The following is a 17,539-nucleotide window of genomic DNA, read 5'->3' on the forward strand; positions in this document are numbered from 1 at the left end:
GGCCGGGCCGTTCTACAGGCGGCGCCAGCGGGCCGAGGCGAAGGAGAAGACACCGAAGAGGATCAGCCCGACCGCGACGGCGACCAGGAGCCATGGCCCCACCGGTGTCTGCGTGAAGCTGCGGAGTGTGGCGTCCACGCCCTTGGCCTCCTGCGGGTCGAAGCGGACTGCTGCCGCCAGGATGAAGACCCCGGCCGCGGCGAACACCGCACCACGTGCCACACCGCCGCCGACACCCAGGGCGGTGACCACCTGCTTCGTACGGTGGCTCATGGCGCCGGTGTCCAGCTGCCGCAGGAAGCGCCGCAGGGCCGCGCGGACGGCGAGTACCCCGCCGATGCCGATCAGGAGGCAGCCCGCGGCACCCACCAGCACCCGCCCGTAGGGCAGTTCGAGCGCCGACGCCGTCCAGTCCTGCGACTGCTCGTTGCCGCTGGAACCCTGGCCGCCGCCGGCCGCGTACACCGCTGTGGCCCAGCAGACGGCGGCGTAGAAGAGCGCCCGTCCGCCGTCAAGCACGCGCGAGGCCGCCTTGCGCCGGGGCCCCCTGCCGAGGACCGCGCGGGAGCCCCGCCACAACGCCATGCAGCCGAACCCGACGACCAGTGCCCACAGCATCGCCTTGCCGAAGGGCTGCTCCGCGATCTGGGCCAGCGCGCCCTGGCGGTCCGCCGACTCGTCGCCGCTGCCGAGGGCGATCCGGACGGCCAGCACACCGACCAGGACGTACACCACGCCTCGCGCGGCGAAGCCCGCCTGTCCGGCGGCGGTCAGGGTCTGCTCCTCCGCGGAATCACTGGTACCGGGCCTGGCGGCCCGATGCCGCCCGGGCATCCGGGATGTCGTCACGACGGCCTCCTCAGAGCGTGGGTGTCGGCCGTCACCTGGTCGTGCAGGCGGGCCCGGATACGGGCGATCAGACGGGAGACGTGCGTCTGCGAGACACCGAGCTGCAGGCCGATGCGAGCCTGTGTCATCTCGCAGAAGAACCGCATGTACAGAATCCGCCGGTCGCCTTCGGGCAGGGCCCGCAGCAGCGGGCGGAGCGCCTCACGATCGACGGCCAGGGCGTCCGCGGGCACGGGGGCGAGGCTCTCCCGGAGGTCGTCGCGGAAGTGCCACTTCACCTCGGCGAGGATCGTCGGTACGGCAAAGTCCGGGAAGGCGGTGCCGTGGCCGGGATCGAAGCGGCACACCGCCTTGACCAGGCCCGACTGGGCCACCTGCCTGAGGTCCTCGAAGGTCTCGCCGCGATGGCGGAAACGCCGGGCCAGGCGCAGGGCCATCGGCGTCCAGGCACACACCATCTCCTGCCGCAGCACGGACCTCTCCGGGCTGTCCGGCAGCGCGGCGATACGGCGGAACACCGCAGCGGTGTCGGGCGCGCCGTCGTATCGGTGCGCGCCTCGTGAACCCTGCGTCCGTACGTCCGGCATCGACACGTTTCTCCCTCATCGGTGGCGTCACCCACCGTGGGAGCCGGCGGACCGCTGCGCACAAGGGAGCGGCAACAGCTGCTCCCACAGGCGTGCCTCCGGTCCGAAGCACGTCGGCCGAGTCCCCGGACAGCCCTCTTTCAAACAGCGCCCGCCACCACGCCACGGAGCCCCGAAACCGAACAGGATCAGGCCGACGCCCGCGTGCTCCGCCGATGGCCGGATGGCGACCTGCCGCCTGTCCAGGGGGCTCGGCGAGGACTGGCGTGCACGGTACGGCTTCACTCGCCGCCGGTATCCCGCCGGAACACACCACGCGTTGACCGGTGCCATCGACGTACGCGGCGCCACCTTCCGCTACTCCCCCGACGGACCACCCGTCCTCGACGACGTCACCCTGCGGGTCCGCCCCGGCGAATTCGTGGCCGTCGTCGGCCCGAGCGGCTGCGGAAAGTCGACCCTGCTGCGCCTCCTCCTCAGCTTCGCCGCACCCGAGACCGGCTCGGTCCACTACGACGGCCAGGATCTGGCCGCGCTCGACCTCACCGCCGTACGCCGCCAGTGCGGCGTCGTCCTCCTGCACGCGCAGCCGTTCACCGGCACGGTCCTGTCCAACATCCGCGGCGCGGAGGCGTACTCCCTGGACGAGGTGCGGGAAGCGGCCCGGATGGCCGGCCTCGCCGACGACATCGCCCAACTGCCCATGGGACTGCACACAGAGTCCTGTCGGACAACAGGAGCACGTTCTCGGCCGGACAGCGACAGCGCCTGATGATCGCGCAGGCCCTGATCCGGCGGCCGCGGATCCTCTTCCTGGACGAGGCGACCAGCGCCCTGGACAACCACACGCAGCGGATCGTGACCGAGAGCACCCGCGCGGCCCTGCGGGCGACCCGCGTGGTCATCGCCCACCGGCTGTCCACGATCATGGAGGCCGACCGGGTGATCGTCCTGTCGGAAGGCCACATCGTCCAGTCGGGGCCGCCGGACGAACTCCTCGCCGACACCACGGGGTTGTTCCACCACTTCGTACGCCGACAGGTGCGGTGAGCGTCGTCCTGCACGCCGTCCACGCCGTCCACGCCGTGCAGGGCCTCACCTCGGCGTACGCCGGCGAGCCGGCCGCCGCCGAAGTCCTCACCGTCGACAACGCCTTCGTGCTGCTCGCGTCGGTCGGCCCCGGTGGCCGAGCCGCGTTCAGCGGAAGAGCTGACCGCGGACCGCTCCGTCGGGGAACTCCGCGGTGTGGACGTTGGCGTAGAAGGCGGTGGGGTTCTTCTTCAGTTGCTGAACCGTCGCGGCGTCCGGCACCGGGACCGCGCCGGAGAGGGCGAAGATGTTCTCCGGGGCGGGGGTGGTGAAGAGCGGGACCTTCACATCACCGTTCTTGCCCAGGACGCCCTCGTGGATGTGGCCGGCGACCGGGGCCGCGATGTTGACCCAGGCCACGGAGTAACCGACCATGCCCTGGCCGGGGTAGACGAAGGCCACGGCGTGGCCGTCCGGGTCACCCGCGGCGGCCGGGTCGTCGGCCGGGATCTCCTGGCCGCCGTCGGCGAGAGCGCGGAGTTTGCCGCCTCGGATGATGCTGAGCGGGTTGATCGCCTTGCCGAACGGCTTGAGTTGGCCGCGGACCGCTCCGCCGGGGAACTCCGCGCTGTGCAGGTTGACGTAGAAGCCGCTCGGGTCGGTGCGCAGCCGCTCGGCGAGGGCGGCGTCGGTGATCGCGGTCTGGCCGGCGGCGGAGTGGACACCGGCGGGCATGGCGGTGGTGAACAGACCGGCCCTGACATCGCCGTTGGCCCCTGCCTTGCCCTCATGGATGTGGCCGAGGGTGGGGGTGTCGATGCCGTTCCAGGTCAGGGCGAAGGTGATGCGGTCGCCCTTGACCTTGATCAGGGCGACGGCCTTGCCGTCCTGGTCGCCGACCGCCGGACCGTTGGGCGCGGGCACTTCCTGGGCGCCGTCGAGCTGGGCGATGAGTGACATGGCCGGGGCGCCCGCCGACACGGACGTCAGCCGGGTGGGAGCCGAGGAGGAGACCGTGGCGGCGCCACTGTGGCCGGCATGGTCGTCGGCCACGGCCGGCGCGCCGGCGGCACCGACGAGCAGAGCGCCGGCGACTACGGCCGCCATCGGGAAACCGCGCATTTTCTTTCCCCTTCCGAGGACACGTCGAGAACGGATTCGATTCACGACCGGTCCACGAGCGTGAGCCCTGGAAGGTTCAACGGAGATCCGGAGAAGTGCGGATCGCGGCCCGACTGAACCACTCCTGCCGCGCGCACGTGTGGGAATCCGCAACGCGATTTCGCGAGTTCCCATCCGGATTCCTGACTGAACAAGGACGGTCGACAATCATGCGCGCACGAATCACTCTGGTCGCGATTCCCCTCGCCCTGCTGAGCCTGTCCGCCTGCGGCGGAGCCGACAGGGAGAAGGAGACGGGCGGCGCCTCCTCTTCGGGGAAGGGTTCCGCCAGTACGTCGGTCGAGGTGGCCGGCTCCGGCCTCGGCGACATCCTGGTCGACCAGGACGGGCGCACGCTGTACGCCTTCACCAAGGACAAGGCGGGCGCCGGCAGCTGCGACGCCGACTGCATCGCCGTATGGCCCGCGCTGACCAGCACCGCCGCGGCCACGGCAGGGCCCGGTACGGACAAGGCGCTGCTGGGCGAGGCCAGGAACGCCGGAGGCGCGGTCCAGGCGACGTACGGGGACTGGCCGCTGTACTACTACGTGGGCGACGCGGCTCCCGGCGACGTCAACGGGCAGGGGCTGGACGGGGAGTGGTTCGTGGTGAAGGCGGACGGCAAAATGATCAAGGAGTAACGCGGTATCGAGAAATGAGAAGGGGATGGGGCGGCGCGGCACCACAGGGTGCGGGCCGCCCCTTCGGCATACCGGTCCAGAAAAGGGCGGTCCTGAAAAGGGCGGTCCAGAAAAGGGCGGTCCAGAAAAGGGCCGGTCCGACCGCGTGGTTTCGCTTACGCGGTCGGACCGGCCTCGCCACATTCTCAGATGCGTGCGGTCACATATTCCTTGCCCTTGTCGTTCTCCACCCGGATTTCGGCGATCTCGTCGACCCGCACGGCCGCCGATCCGTCGAGATTGGCGCCCTTCGCCTCGTCGGCGGTGAGCCAACTGCCGGCCACCTCGCGACTGCCGTCCTTGGTCACCACGATCAGCCGGCACAGTTCGCCGACCGGGATGCCCTTGACCGCGGCGTTGATCCGGACCCAGTCGGCGGCCGGGGTGACCCGTACCGCCATGGTGCTGCCCGTCTCGGCGCTCGTGCCCGAGGCCACCTTGGTACCGGCCACGGGAGTCGACGTCGGTGAGGGCAGTGCATCGACCTTCTCGCCACCGGAGCTCTGCCCGATCAGTACGCCGCCGCCCAGCACCGCCGCCGCCACGACCGCCGCGACCGCCGCCATGGCGCTCCAACGTCGCCGCTCCGCGCCGTCGCGCTCGCCGCGGGCCTGTCGCAGCGTGCGCTGGAGCATCAGGTCGCCGTCCTCGGGCGGACCGTCGAGGAACGCCTCCGGCGGCACCTCGCCCAGCGCGGACTCCAACTCCCGCAGCCCGTCCAGTTCGTCGCGGCACTTCTGGCACGACGCCACATGTTCGTCGACGGCCAGCACCTCCTGCTCAACGAGCGCGCCCAGGACGTAGGCGCCGAGCAGTTCGCTGTCATGCTGCTGAATGCTCATGCCGCCACCTCCTTCAGTGCGACGAGCTTCGCTGTTCTTGGTTTGTTGTCCGCATACATCTCACGCAATGCCTTCAAGGCATAGTGTGACCGGGATTTGACCGTTCCCGGCGGTATTCCCAGGGCCTTCGCCGCCTCGGCGACGCTCCGCCCCTGGAAGTAGATCTCTCTCAGCACGTCCCGGTGGTCCGGGGAGAGCCGGTCGAGCGCCTCCATGACGAGCATCGAGTCCACCACGGCGTCCGCGTGGTCCTTCTCCACCGGCGGTCTGCCCGGAGACTCGGCGACCTCGGTGGGTCGGGCGGCCTTCGCCCGGTACCGGTCGGTGATGATGTTGCGGGCCACGGTGAGCAGCCAACCGCGCACCGAGCCCTTGCCGTTCACCAGCGAATCGGGGTTCTTCCAGGCCCGGATGAGCGTCTCCTGGACCACGTCCTCCGCGGCGCCGCGGTCGCCGGTGAGCCGCTGCGCGTAGGCGAGCAGGGCTCTGCCGTGTTCCTCGTAGAGAGCCCGGATCAGTGCCTCGTCGCTCGTTCTCTGCCGAGCACGGGACCATAAAGCCGCCATCCACTCACTCCGTCCTCTCCTGCTCTCCTGTTGCTCTCCTGAGCTGATGCGCTGGGAACACGAGCGGCGGACGGAGACGGTTCAATTCCGGTTCACCCCCAGCCCGATGTGACGCGCCTCACGTGCCGTGCGTCCGGCGGTTCGGGCCCGGTCCGGGCGGCGGAGCACCGGCCGGTTGTACGTGGAGCGATCGCCGCCCGCGCGGCAGAACGAGCCGTGTCGGACGAGCACGACATCGGCATTGAACCGTGCCGGATTCCCAGCCGTTCCTGGGACGACGCGAAGCTCGAACCGAGTGAAGTGGAACGAAGGGAGCCGGGAGGGACCATGGCCGAAATCGACATGCCGGGAGACGAGGTGGCGCGCGTACGCGACCTCCTGGGACGGGTGATGGAACTCGTCGAGACCAAGGCCTCGGGCTTCAACGCCGCCGACGTCGGTCCGCCGCTGGAGCGCTCGGGCGACAACTTCGACAAGAAGTGGAACGACGGCCGGTTCCAGCTGAAACGGAACGGCAAGGTCCTCAGGGACGCCTGCGAGGCCATCGTGAAGGCCTTCGAGGACGCCGACCGGGACATGGGCCAACAGCTCAAAGAAGGCAACGGCCAGTAGCGGCCGGCAACGAACCGGTGATGCAACCCCAAGCGGACGAAAGCGAGTTGGCCATGAGCAGTGACGCGGTGACCTTCGGGATCGCCATCCCGGACACCTGGAGCGAGTACGACCTCTCCGGCGACAGCCTCGCCCCGATGCGGGCGGAACTCCTGCGCGAGACCCCCGACAAGGGCGGCCGGGACCGGATCAACGCGACCTTCCGCCAGCTGCGGCGCATCCTGGACGGCGCCCGGCGGCACGGTGCCGTCTACGCGGCCGGCACCACCCAGATGTTCGAGGACGGGCTGCTCATGGCCGGGGTCATGGTCTTCAGCCTGACCCCGCCGCCCGGCGAGAACTTCTCGGCGTACGCCCTCGCCCAGCAGTTCTCGGCGACCGGCAAGCAGCGGAAGAAGGGCACGACACGTACCTTCACGACGGAACAGCTGCCTGCGGTGGGCCCGGTCGGGCGCCTTGTGGGCGTGGAGGAGGGCGCGCTGACCGACGGGGTCAGCTACAAGATCCTGGTCATGCACACGGTGGTGCCCGTACCGGACGAGCGGCGGGCGCTCATCATCACCTGCTTCAGCCCGAACCTGCCGCTGGCGGACCAGCTGTACGACGTCTTCGACGCGATCACGGCCACGTTCGCCTTCGGCGAGGAGGAACCGCCGGCCATGGCGGGCTGACCGCCCGCGTCCGCCGTACCGCCGTCGAGAAGGGCCCGGGTTCAAGAACCCGGGCCCTTCTCCGTGCGTCGGTTGCTGCGGGCGGGTGCCCGAAGTCCCGTTCTACAAGGCCGACTTGGTGTCCGGGACGCGGACCGTGACGAAGCGTCCGTCGCCCAGGTGGAGATGGGCCCGGCCCGGTTCCGTGTCCGCGCCGATCAGACCGTACGGGACCCGCTGGCCGACGGCCTCCCCGTCGCTGATGGAGCGCGGGGCCAGCAGCGCGCCGCACCGGTTGCGCCGTACGACCGCCTGCCAGCCCGAGACACCGCTGAGCATCGCCTCGTTGTTGCCCGCCACCACCAGGCCCCAGCCGTCACCCGCGTTGCCGCGTGCGAGGGCCGCCAGATCGCCGTCGATCTCCGAGTTGAACAGCATCTCGGCGTCGTCCACCAGGATTCCGCCCGCCTGCGAGTCGACCCGGCCGAGCGCGGCCCGGAAGTCCGCGACCGCCAGATCGGAGTCCTCGAAGACCTCGACCACCCCCGGCACCCCGGCCAGCGCGCGCATCGGTGAGTTGCGGGGCGCGATCACCACGATCTTCGTGCCGTGCGAGAGCAGCGAGCGGGCCATCGTGAGCAGCACCGTGCTCCGGCCGCTGCGCGGCGGCCCGGTCACGATGAAGGACGGGATCGCGGTCATGTCCGTACCCTTCGCGGTCAGTTCGTCGCCTCCGACGCCCACCATCGCCCACAGCGGGGAGAGTTCGGCGGGGCGCTGCCTGCGCTGCCAGGCCTCGTCGAAGGTGAGCCGGTCCGGCAGGACCTCCACCCGGAACGGGCGCCGCGTTTCCGGGACTTCGGCGTCCCGTTCACGGGTCCGCTCGGCGAGCCGGTCGAGGGCCTCCGCCTGGGCCGCGCCGCCGGGGTCTGGTTCGATCAGCGCGATCTGGGCGACGCTGATGTCCTTGACCTGGACAGCGCGGCCCGCCGGAAGATCCTCGGGTATCGAGCGTGAGCTGACTCCCACCGTCGAGTAGTCGTTGCGGTCGTTGAGGCGCAGCACCAGCTTGTCCTCGGTCGAGGAGGAGTAGCGGCCCTGGCCGAGCACCCGGTCGCCCGCCACCACCACATGGACACCGACGCCGGCGCCCTCGCGCAGCAGCAGCGTCATCTTGTCCATCACGCTGCCCTGGTCGTAGGTGTTGAAGTCACGGTCGAACGCCTCGAACCGGTCGACCAGCAGCACCAGATGGGGCGGTCGCTCCTCCTCGGGCAGGGTCCGGCGCAGCTCGGTGAGGTCCGCCACCCCGCGCTTGCCCAGCAGCCCCCGCCGACGGCCGACCTCGGCGGTGAGCCGGGTCAGCAGCCGTACCACCCGCTCGGTCTGACCTCGGTCCACCACCGCGCCGCAGTGCGGGAGTCGGGACAGTGCCCGCAGGGCTCCGTTGCCGCAGTCGAGGCCGTAGAGATGAACGTCCGCGCACGAGTGCGTCCCGGCGATGGCGGCGGCCAGTGTGCGCAGGGTCTGGGACCGGCCGCTGCGCGGTGAGCCGATGATGTGCAGATGGCCCGTTCCGTCGAGGTCGAAGGCGAGTTGGCGCTGCGCCTGTTCGGCGGGCAGGTCCACCAGGCCGTACGCGACCGGGGCCAGCCGCCCTTCCTCGGCCGCGGGCGCCGGAAGGTCCGCGAGGACCAGGGCGTCGGGCAGCGGCGGCAGCCAGGGGCGGCGGGCCTCGGGCACCGCGAGCTGTTCGGCGGCGCCGCGCACCGCCTCGACCAGCACCGACAGGTCGGTCACCGCCTGGACGGCGCGCTCCTGCCGGGCGGCGCGGGGCAGCGGTTCGCCCAGCAGTTCCCAGTGCAGTTCGGTGAGGACAGGCGCCGGACGGTCCTCCTCGGCGACCGAGGTGTCGGGGCGGCGACCGCCGATCCGGCCGGTCTGGAAGGGCAGCAGGGCCGCGTGGCCGAGCCGCGCGTAGGCCCGGCCGGGGGTACGCGGGGACAGCTGGCCGGAGTCCGGTGCGTCGATGATGTCGCGGCTCTCGGAGGTGTCGGTGGTGCGCAGCGCGATCCGCAGGTTGGTGTTGGCGCGGATGTCGCCGGTGACGGCACCCGAGGGGCGCTGGGTGGCCAGCATCAGGTGGATGCCGAGCGAGCGGCCCCGCTGGGCGATGTTGACCAGACCGGAGACGAAGTCCGGGAGCTCCCGGACCATGGACGCGAACTCGTCGATGACGATGACGAGCCGTGGCAGGGCGCCGAGTTCGGGGCGGCGGTCGCGCTTGTCGGTGTAGTCGTCGATGTCCTTGGCGGCGGCGTCGGCGAGGATCCGCTCGCGCCGCCTGAGCTCGGCGCCCAGCGACACCAGGGCCCGCTCCACCAGATGCGTGTCGAGGTCGGTGACCATGCCGACGGTGTGCGGCAGGTCCTCGCACTCGGCGAAGGCGCTGCCGCCCTTGTAGTCGATGAGCACGAAGTTCAGCTCGTCCGGGCGGTTGGCGACGGCCAGCGAGGCCACCAGGGTCTGCAGCAGCTCGGACTTGCCGGAGCCGGTGGTGCCCGCGATCAGCCCGTGCGGGCCGTCGGCGGCCAGATCGACGGCGAACGGCCCGTCCACGCCCTCACCCAGGACCGCCCGGGTGGTGCGGCCCGCGATGACCCAGCCCGCGGCGACCGTGTCCGGCTTGGGGGGTTCGAGACCGAGCACGTCCAACAGCCGCGCGGAGGTGGGCAGCAGACTCTCCTCGGCGTCGTCGCCCACGTCCCGGATCGGGGCGAGGGCCCGTGCGACGCCCACCGACCAGGACCGGCCGGGGGCGTCCATCAGTACCCCGTCGACCGGGTCGGCGCCCTCCTGCTCGACCCGCAGCAGACCGCCGGCCTCGGCCACCGCGACGGCCTGGCACTCCTCGGGCAGCAGCCGTGCCTCGTCGTCCACGCAGAGCGCGTACACGCCGACGGCCGGGCCCTCGCGCAGGATCTGGATGACGCCGGGGAGCGAGCGCAGCCGCCGGGCCCCGTCCAGCACGACCAGCATGTCCGGCTCACCCACCGCGCCGCCGCGTGCGGCCCGGTCGCCCGCGGCCCGCCTCGCGGCGATCACCGCGTTCAGCTCGGCGATCCGCCGGCCCACGGACTCGGCGCCGGTGCCGATCAGGCTGACCGTGTCCTCGCCGAGGGGCGCGCACTGCGGCAGCCAGTGCGCCCAGGACCAGCGGTCGGCGCCGCCGGACCCGGACAGTACGCAGATCCGCAGGTCGGAGGGGCTGTGCAGGGCGGCGGCCTGGGCGATCAGCCAGCGTACGAGGGGTTCGGCGGCGGCGCCTCCGGCGATGCCCATGACACCGGCCCGGCGCAACGGTACCGCCACCGGCACGGCATGGGTGGTCCGGGTGATCCGGCGGCGGTGCTCGGCCTCGGCGGGGTCCTCCAGCTCCAGGTAGGCGGGCCGGTCGGCGACCCCCACCCGCATCAGCAGGAAGTCCTCGTCCCGCCAGCGGCGTTCCCACAGCCGCTGGCGCGGGCCGGCGGCGATGAGCAGCGTGGCCGCCGGGTCGGGGCTCGCCGCACGGCGGGCCCGCTGCTCGGCCAGGACGGCGTCGTCCACGTCCTGTTCCAGCTCGGCCTTCTTCCTCTCGTACTCCGCGAGCTGCTCGGCGTATGTCTCCTTGCCGCGGCGCTTGTTGGCCAGCTGGCCGACGATCGCGATGATCGGGGACAGCAGACCGAAGACCAGGAACCTGAGGTTGTTGAAGATCAGGACGGAGACCGCCGCCATGAGCAACGGGGCGAAGATCAGGGTGAGTTGAAGCTTGAAGTTGGCCGGTTTGGACGGCGGGGCGGGCAGCCGGAACCGGTTCTGCACCGGCGGCGGAAGGAGCCGGGGCGGACGGTTGTAGTCGAGGCCGACGCCGTCCGGCGAGGGCTGCAGCGCGGCATCGGGGACCGAGGGCGCGGCCAGCTCCAGCAGGACCGGGCCGAGGGAGATCACCGAGCCGGCCGGGCAGCGGGTCCAGGCCGGCGCCGGGATGTCGTCGACCTTCAGGGTCTGCTGTCCCACGGGGGTGACCGTCACGGTGCCGTCGGCGGTCACCTTGAGCCGGGCGGCCCTCTTCGCGAGGGAGTCGGCGGCGAGCCGGATCCGGCAGCCGTCCGCGGAGCCGATCTCGTAGTCGCCCGGCGGCAGCCGGAACACGGCGCCGGCGTCGGGGCCGCCGATCGCTCTCAGCTCCGCGACTCCGTCCGGCTCGCGGCCGGGCACGGCGACCGGCGCGTCCAGTGCCAGCAGGCTGCCGGAGCGCAACTCGGCGGTGCCCACCGGGAGTTCGGGCGGGAGCGGGGTGGTTCCCAGGAAGAGGGCCGGCGGCTCCTCGGGGGTGCCGCCGCGCAGCCGCTGATGCAGCTCCTCGGCGAGTTCACCGACCGGAACCGCCGGATCGGCTTCGATCATGATGTCCGCGGTCTGTCCCTGCTGCGGGTCGACTGCGGTGACGGTCAGACGCATGGTCGGCGCTCCTAAGGCACACGTGAGGTGGGGACGGTCGGACCCGATCGGGCCGGGCCGGACCACTGGGGTCCGGCCCGGCCCGGGGCAGAGAGGTGGGTGATCAGCCGCGGAGGCTGGCGCCCATGTCGGTGTCGAGCTTGTTGAAGCCGTCACCGACCGCCTTGACGTAGGCGGAGATGCCGGTCAGGCCCTCGGTGACCTTCTCGTAGCTGCCCATGAACTCCTCGACGAAGGGCTGGAAGTCGTTCCTCGCCGAGGGCGTGTTGTAGCCGTCCTGCGTCAGGGTGTCGAGATCGGTCTTGATCTTCCGCAGCTGGGCGATCGCGATGTCGTACTCGTTCATCGTGGAGGCGGCGGCAGCGGCGGTCTTCTCGTCGTTGACGATGTAGTCGGCCATGGGGATTCTCCCGTTTCTGTTCGGACTGCTGCTTGGATTCCTGCTTGGATTTCTTTACGTTGTCGGTCAGGCACCATGAACACGAGGCGGGTGCCGGACGGGTTCACTGGTTCGTGGGGAATTTCGTGGGGGCCGGATTGAGGTCCGTGTGCTCGTTGTTGTTGATGCCGGCGATGAACTTCGTCGGGAGAATGGCGAGGGCCACCTCGGGTGCCTTCGTCTTGAAGATGTAGTCGTTCTCCAGCTTCTTGTTGGCCAGCGAATTGCCCACACCGAGACCGGTCTTGATGCCGGCGTTCTCCAGCGCGGTCTGCTGGTCCGTGCCGCCCGCGATCTGGAAGCCCGCGGTGGCGAGGTTGCCGATGGCGCCCTTGATGGCGCTGGTGACCGCCTCGTAGCCGTAGACGTTGAGATCGGTCACCGAGTCGGGGCCGCTGGTGTTGGCGTAGTAGTCGTGGACGGGCGAGTGGTTCTGCTGGAATCCCCCGGAGGCGTCCAGCTCGGTGGACTGGCCGGCCCCGTCCTTCACCTTGATCGCGCCGCTCTCGCCCGCGTCGACGTTGAACGTGCTCTGGTTCCCCGCGCCGTCGGTGGTGGTGACGGTGCCTGAGACGCCGTCGTTGCCGATGTCGAGGTTGGTCGTCTGGTTGCCGCCGGCCTGATCGGGCGTGTCGGACTGGAAGTTGGCGGTGCCGTCGGGGTTCTGGGTGATGGTCGTGCCGGCCCCGTCGGTGGTGGTGGCCGTGCCGTTGTTGAAGGCGGTCGTCGGTCCTGCCGCGCCCTGCGGGCTGGTCACGAAGGGGTTCGCGCCGCCGGTGACGGTGGTGCCGTTGCTCAGGGGCGCCGACGGCAACTGCACCGGCCCGTTGCCGACCTGGGGCGGCGGAGTGATGACGTTCGGTCCGGTCAGGGTGCCGTCCGGGCCGATGATGACCGTGTCGCCCGGGTTGGTGCTGCCGGGCACCGACACCTCGAAGGTGCCGTCCCCGGTGGACTTCACGTCGAACGAGTCGCCGCCGCCGTGCACGGTGGAGCCACCGCCCTGGACCGGGATCTCGACGGTCGGGCCGTTGCCCGCGTTGCCGCCCACGGTGAAGGTCTCCGGGCCGTTGGCCGGGGCCGGGTCGATCGGGTTGAGCGGGCCGTCGACGACACCGGACTTCTGGCCGGCGGTCAGCGGGTTGTCCTGCGTACCGGGGGACTTGGAGATGGTGACCGTGCCCGTGTCCACGGTGGACTTGCCGTTGAACCCTCCCTCGTGCTGGATCGAGCCGCCGCCGTCGAAGGCAGGCACGTTGATGGCGCCCTGACCGTCGCCCGTCGCGGTGCCGATCTGGGTGTCGCCCGGGTTGGTGCCGACCGGATTGCCTGCCGTGTCGGCGCCCGCGCCGGGTGCGGGGCCGAGGCCCGTGACACCGCCCGGGGCGAACTCGCCCTGGGCGGGCCCGTATGTGACGGAGATCTCGCCGTCCGGGCCGTTCGCGTTGGGGCCGTGGACGACGGTGGTGCCCGGCTCGGCGACCGGATCGGCGCCGTGGGTGGTGATGGTCGGGCCGTTCGGCCCGTTGGACAGGGTGTTCTCGCCGCCGGTGAACTCCGGGCCGCCGAGGAAGCCCGTGTTCGCCGGTGTGTTCACCGTCACCTGGGTGTTGTCGGCGGCGATGTCGGCCTTGCTGGGCGAGTTCAGTACGGTCGTCTGGCCCGCCGGGTCGACCTGGTGACCGACGCCGGACTTGTCGCTGACGGTGGTGACCGTGCCGTTGTTCCCGTCGAACTTCGTGGTGAAGCCGTTCTGGGACAGGGTGATGTCGGTGCCGTCCGTGGCGATGGTGGAGCCGTTGCCGTTGGTGATGGTGTTGGCGGCGGGCGGGACTGCTCCCGGGGCGCCCTGCGGCGGGCCCGCCGGCCGGTTCGGCACCTGGACGGTGGTGTTGTCGGGGCCGTTGGTCGTGAGCGACCCGTCGGGCGACGAGGTGGTCGTCGTGGTGGGTGCGCCGGGCGCGGGCTGGTTGGTGAAGGTGACGTTGCCGCCGGCGTCGATGCTGGTGGTGATGCCCTGGGAGTCGATCCCGCTGTTGGTGAGCGTGGCCTGCGTACCGGTGCCGGTGTTGGTGATGTCGGCGGTCGGGGTGTTGCCGGCGCCGGTGGTGCCGGGGGTGACGGTGACCGGGCCGTCGGTCACCGTCTTGTTGTTGCCGACACCGAAGTTGTTGGTGTTGTCGGTGGCGACGGTGGTGCCGTCCGGGTTGTTGACGACTGTCGTACTGCCGCCCGCGGGGGCCTGGGTGGTGAGGGCACCGTCGTTGTCCGTGCCCGCGGTGGCGACGGGGGTGGTGCCCACGTCGGTCTGGGCGCCGTTCCCGGTCAGGGTGGAGGTGGAGCCGTCGGTGGTGGTGACCGTCGTCGGGTTGCCGTCGCCGGCCGGGGTCACGGTGACACCGGGCTGGGTGCCGGGGCCGGTGACGGTGGTGGGGAGTCCGGTTCCGTTGTTGGTGCCGGTGCTGACGGTGGTGTTGCCGTGGCCGGCGGTGAAGGTGGTGCCGCCGTTGGTGACGGTGGAGCTGAACTGGACCGGGGTGAAGCCGGTGGTGTTCGTCGCCGTGATGCCGTTCGGGGTGGTGGTCACCTGGAACGAGCCCGAGTTGACGGTGGTGTTGCCGTTGTTCACCGACACCGTGGTGTCGTTGTCGCCCTTGAAGGTGATGGTGGACCCGCCGGCGCCGTCGACACCGATGGTCGCGTCGCCCAGGGTCACCGGACTGCCGACCGCGGGCTGCGGGAGCGGGGGCGGAGGCGTCGGCGGGCGATCGGTCCCACCCGCCGTGCTGGTGCCGGGATCGCCCGCGGTGCTGGTGCCGGGGGTGCCTGTCGTACCGGCACCGGTGTCGATCGGGGCGATCGTGCCGTCCTTGCCGATGGTGAACTGCTGGCCGTCGGTGGTCAGTACGGCGGATCCGTCGGGGTTCACCACGGTCGTGCTGGTGGGCGTGGTGATCGTTCCGGTCGGCGACTGCGAGATGTTGCCGATGTCGAAGGCACCGTTCGTACCCACGTCGAACGAGGTGTCGTTCGTGGTGAAGGTGGCCTTGTCCGGGGTGAAGGCGATCGACTTGCCCGCCGCCTCGATGGTGCCGCCGCCGTTCGGGGTGGTCGTGATGCCGTCCACCTGCACGCCGCCGTTGGGGCTCACGGTGATCGGCTGACCGGTGCCCGGCGTCACGTCGAGTGTTCCGGCGGGGCCGTTGAACTGGACGGTGCTGGGGTTGGGCGCCCCCGTGTTCACCGTGAAGCCGGTGTTGTCGAGGGTCGTCGTGATGTTTCCGGCCCCGTTCGGGGTCGTGATGGTGGCGCCGCCGCCCGGCGGGAGACTGGTGGTGACGTTGCCGTCGACCACGGTCACCGGCGCGGCACTGTTCGCCGGGGGCACGGTGACGGTCTGGTTGCCGCCCTGGTTGTTGGTGACGGTGATGTTGCCCACGTTGTCGATGTCGACCGGGCTGCCGCCGTTCACCGTGATCGAGCCGTTGCCGATTCCCGTGTTGGCGTTGATCGCGGTGTTGTTGCCCAGATCGATGTCGATGACGCCGGTCGCCGGGTCGTGCGTGATCACGGGCGCGACGCCGTTCGCGGGGTTCGGGTTGTTGAACACCGAGGTGGTGTTGTTCCCGTTCCCGATCGAGAAGCCGTCGCCCGAGACGGTGGTGAAGGCGCCCTGGTCGTTGACGGTGATACCGCTGGGCGTGGTGATCCCGTTGCCGTCGATGGTGAAGTTCGGCGGTATCACGACCGCCGGGTCCGCGCCGGGAACGGTGGGCGGGTTGATCACCGTCGGACCGCCGTTGCCCACGGTGGAGATGTCACCGAACGAGCCGGAGGTCTTGAAGCCGCCGCCCGGCGTCAGCTCGGTGTCGATCGTGGGCTTGTCCTTGAAGCCCGGGGCGAAGGGGGCGAAGACGACGTCGCTCGTCTTCTGGCCGAGGCCCGGCCCGGCGAGCGGTGTCGTGATCGTGGTCTGTGTGCCGTTCGAGGTGATGATGTCCCCGACCGGGCTCTTGATGGTGTTCGCGCCGCCCGTGGTCTCGGAGGTGAATCCGTCGGGCGTGGTGGTCTTGGTCGAGGTGACCGGGTCCGGCGGCTCGAAGAACGGCAGCCCGTCACCGACCAGGTCCGGCTTCTGCGCCGCCGGGGTGATCTTGGTCTCGGTCTTCGTGCCGTCCGGGGTGGAGACCTTCGTCTTGAGTGCCCCGGTCCCCGCGTCCACCGTCGTACTGCTGTTGATGCCGTTGAAGCCGATCTTCTGGGGCAGCTCCAGGCCGTTGACGAACAGGATGTCGCCGGGCTTGAACGTACCGTTGGTGATGCCCAGGCTCTGCGGCGAGAACGCCTTGTCGATGTTGCTCTTGAACTTGCCCTTGATGGTGAAGGCGTTCTTGATGCTGTTGGCGAACTTCGTGCCGCCGAAGGCGCCCAGCACACCGCCGGTGGCCGCGCCGATCAGCCCGCCCAGCGCGGCGCCGCCGATGTCGAACTTCTTCTTGTCGGCCGCCGCCGTGATACCCGCGGCCGCGAGGCCGAGCCCGAAGTCGGTGGCGACGTCGATGCCCACCTTGCCGGCCAGCGCGAGCCCCGGGGTGATCTTGAGACCGGTCCCGGCGAGCCCCTTGCTCAGCGGGTTGATGACCTTCCGGATGAGGGTCGATCCCTGGATGATCTTCGTCAGACCCGCCGAGATCGTCCCGGCCCCCTTGCCCAGCTTGGCCAGGGCCGGAGCGATCTTCGCCAGCTTGGCTCCGGTGAGACCGAGCTTGCCGAGACCGCCGAGGAGCACCCCGCCGGGCACCAGGGTCAGCAGGCCGATCACGATCTCGCCCACGTCGAACTTGCCCTGGGAGGCCATCCTGATGAGCGTGAGGCCGAACACGATCGCGCCCAGGAGGACGCCCACGAACGGCAGGAAGACGGAGATGATCCCGACCAGGATGCCCGCGATGATCTCCAGGAACGGGTTGTCCGCGAGGAAGTCCCCGATCTTCTTGAAGAACCCCCGCTCCGGGATGGACTTCGACGCCGCGTCGTCCAGGACGACCGACGCCCGGCGGGACCCGTCCTCCCGCAGCCGCTCCGCGTCCCGCCCCAGCGACTGCGCCGCCGAGAGCTGCTGCTTCGCCCCGTTGATCCGGTTGACCTCGCCCTCGCGGGCCTCGACCTGCTCCGGGGTGGCGTCCGGCGGAGCCTGTGCCGGAGGCTCCGCGTTCGCGGTGGCCGCCACCTCCTGGCCCTGATCGATCGCCCGGTCCAGCATCGACTGCGCCTCGGTGAGCGTGTTGGCGTAGTCGTCGTACGCGGTGGCGGCACGCTGGAACGAGTCCCGGGTGTCCTCCAGCATCCCCGGCAGCTCCTTGATCCGCTCCTTCAGAGCGTCCATGGCCTGCCCCTTGCCCTGTCTGATCCGCCCGTCGTCGCGCAGCAGGCCGAGCGCCTCACCTGCGCCGTCCCCGAGTTCGCGATAGTTCCTCGACAGGTTTCGGATCGCTTCCGGATCGCCCGGGGTGGGGTCCTCGGAGAACCCCAGAACCTCCCACCCGGTCGGGTGTCGTCGCGCCATTTCCGTCCTCCCCGCTCATCAATCGACTCAGCGGTGCCAGAAACGGGTGTCG

Annotated in this window: 11 protein-coding genes and 1 pseudogene; 4 read left to right on the top strand and 8 right to left on the bottom strand. The window is 70.6% G+C overall.

Annotated elements, in window-relative coordinates; all coding sequences use genetic code 11:
* Nucleotides 1-12 precede the first annotated feature (12 nt).
* Nucleotides 13-849, bottom strand: a complete 837-nt coding sequence (locus tag LUX31_RS13950) for a DUF1206 domain-containing protein (RefSeq protein ID WP_235475101.1) — start codon at nucleotides 847-849, stop codon at nucleotides 13-15.
* Complete coding sequence (locus tag LUX31_RS13955; protein WP_235475102.1) at nucleotides 846-1,436, bottom strand: sigma-70 family RNA polymerase sigma factor; 591 nt, start codon at nucleotides 1,434-1,436, stop codon at nucleotides 846-848. Before LUX31_RS13955 ends, LUX31_RS13950 begins: the two co-directional genes overlap by 4 nt.
* 319 nt (nucleotides 1,437-1,755) lie before the next feature.
* Between LUX31_RS13955 and LUX31_RS13960 the strand changes: the two are divergent.
* A pseudogene (locus LUX31_RS13960) lies at nucleotides 1,756-2,486 on the top strand (ATP-binding cassette domain-containing protein); the annotation flags it as partial.
* A gap of 147 nt (nucleotides 2,487-2,633) precedes the next feature.
* Here LUX31_RS13960 and LUX31_RS13965 read toward each other — a convergent pair.
* Entirely contained in the window at nucleotides 2,634-3,587 is a 954-nt protein-coding gene (locus LUX31_RS13965) for a CHRD domain-containing protein (RefSeq protein WP_235475103.1), read from the bottom strand.
* 209 nt (nucleotides 3,588-3,796) lie between these two features.
* On the opposite strand from LUX31_RS13965, the gene LUX31_RS13970 reads away from it, so the two are divergent.
* The gene (locus LUX31_RS13970; RefSeq protein WP_235475104.1) at nucleotides 3,797-4,267 is read left to right on the top strand and encodes a COG4315 family predicted lipoprotein; all 471 of its coding nucleotides are present in this window, start codon (nucleotides 3,797-3,799) and stop codon (nucleotides 4,265-4,267) included.
* Between the two features lie 185 nt (nucleotides 4,268-4,452).
* On the opposite strand, the gene LUX31_RS13975 is transcribed toward LUX31_RS13970, so the two are convergent.
* A complete protein-coding gene (locus LUX31_RS13975; protein WP_235475105.1) occupies nucleotides 4,453-5,148 on the bottom strand; it encodes an anti-sigma factor family protein in 696 nt (231 codons plus the stop codon).
* A complete protein-coding gene (locus LUX31_RS13980) occupies nucleotides 5,145-5,714 on the bottom strand; it encodes a sigma-70 family RNA polymerase sigma factor (protein WP_235475106.1) in 570 nt (189 codons plus the stop codon). Before LUX31_RS13980 ends, LUX31_RS13975 begins: the two co-directional genes overlap by 4 nt.
* Nucleotides 5,715-6,041: 327 nt before the next feature.
* Between LUX31_RS13980 and LUX31_RS13985 the strand changes: the two genes are divergently transcribed.
* Nucleotides 6,042-6,326, top strand: a complete 285-nt coding sequence (locus LUX31_RS13985) for a hypothetical protein (RefSeq protein WP_235475107.1) — start codon at nucleotides 6,042-6,044, stop codon at nucleotides 6,324-6,326.
* A gap of 53 nt (nucleotides 6,327-6,379) precedes the next feature.
* Nucleotides 6,380-6,997 (top strand): hypothetical protein, encoded by a 618-nt coding sequence (locus LUX31_RS13990; RefSeq protein WP_235475108.1) that lies wholly within the window; start codon nucleotides 6,380-6,382, stop codon nucleotides 6,995-6,997.
* A 102-nt stretch (nucleotides 6,998-7,099) separates the two neighbouring features.
* Here LUX31_RS13990 and LUX31_RS13995 read toward each other — a convergent pair whose 3' ends face one another.
* The 3 genes from LUX31_RS13995 to LUX31_RS14005 form a co-directional block, all read right to left on the bottom strand.
* Nucleotides 7,100-11,482, bottom strand: a complete 4,383-nt coding sequence (locus LUX31_RS13995) for an FtsK/SpoIIIE domain-containing protein (protein ID WP_235475109.1) — start codon at nucleotides 11,480-11,482, stop codon at nucleotides 7,100-7,102.
* 103 nt (nucleotides 11,483-11,585) lie between these two features.
* Nucleotides 11,586-11,882: a hypothetical protein gene (locus tag LUX31_RS14000; protein ID WP_235475110.1), complete on the bottom strand. Its 297-nt coding sequence runs from the start codon at nucleotides 11,880-11,882 to the stop codon at nucleotides 11,586-11,588.
* Nucleotides 11,883-11,985: 103 nt separating this feature from the next.
* Complete coding sequence (locus tag LUX31_RS14005; protein ID WP_235475111.1) at nucleotides 11,986-17,487, bottom strand: hypothetical protein; 5,502 nt, start codon at nucleotides 17,485-17,487, stop codon at nucleotides 11,986-11,988.
* Between the last annotated feature and the right edge of the window lie 52 nt (nucleotides 17,488-17,539).

This window comes from Streptomyces sp. GQFP (assembly GCF_021545335.1).
Classification (GTDB): domain Bacteria; phylum Actinomycetota; class Actinomycetes; order Streptomycetales; family Streptomycetaceae; genus Streptomyces.

Coding starts and splice junctions, on each gene's coding strand:
- LUX31_RS13955 (WP_235475102.1), bottom strand. CDS start 1,436: ATGCCGGACGTACGGACGCAGGGTTCACGAGGCGCGCACCGATACGAC.
- LUX31_RS13965 (WP_235475103.1), bottom strand. CDS start 3,587: ATGCGCGGTTTCCCGATGGCGGCCGTAGTCGCCGGCGCTCTGCTCGTC.
- LUX31_RS13970 (WP_235475104.1), top strand. CDS start 3,797: ATGCGCGCACGAATCACTCTGGTCGCGATTCCCCTCGCCCTGCTGAGC.
- LUX31_RS13975 (WP_235475105.1), bottom strand. CDS start 5,148: ATGAGCATTCAGCAGCATGACAGCGAACTGCTCGGCGCCTACGTCCTG.
- LUX31_RS13980 (WP_235475106.1), bottom strand. CDS start 5,714: ATGGCGGCTTTATGGTCCCGTGCTCGGCAGAGAACGAGCGACGAGGCA.
- LUX31_RS13985 (WP_235475107.1), top strand. CDS start 6,042: ATGGCCGAAATCGACATGCCGGGAGACGAGGTGGCGCGCGTACGCGAC.
- LUX31_RS13990 (WP_235475108.1), top strand. CDS start 6,380: ATGAGCAGTGACGCGGTGACCTTCGGGATCGCCATCCCGGACACCTGG.
- LUX31_RS13995 (WP_235475109.1), bottom strand. CDS start 11,482: ATGCGTCTGACCGTCACCGCAGTCGACCCGCAGCAGGGACAGACCGCG.
- LUX31_RS14000 (WP_235475110.1), bottom strand. CDS start 11,882: ATGGCCGACTACATCGTCAACGACGAGAAGACCGCCGCTGCCGCCGCC.
- LUX31_RS14005 (WP_235475111.1), bottom strand. CDS start 17,487: ATGGCGCGACGACACCCGACCGGGTGGGAGGTTCTGGGGTTCTCCGAG.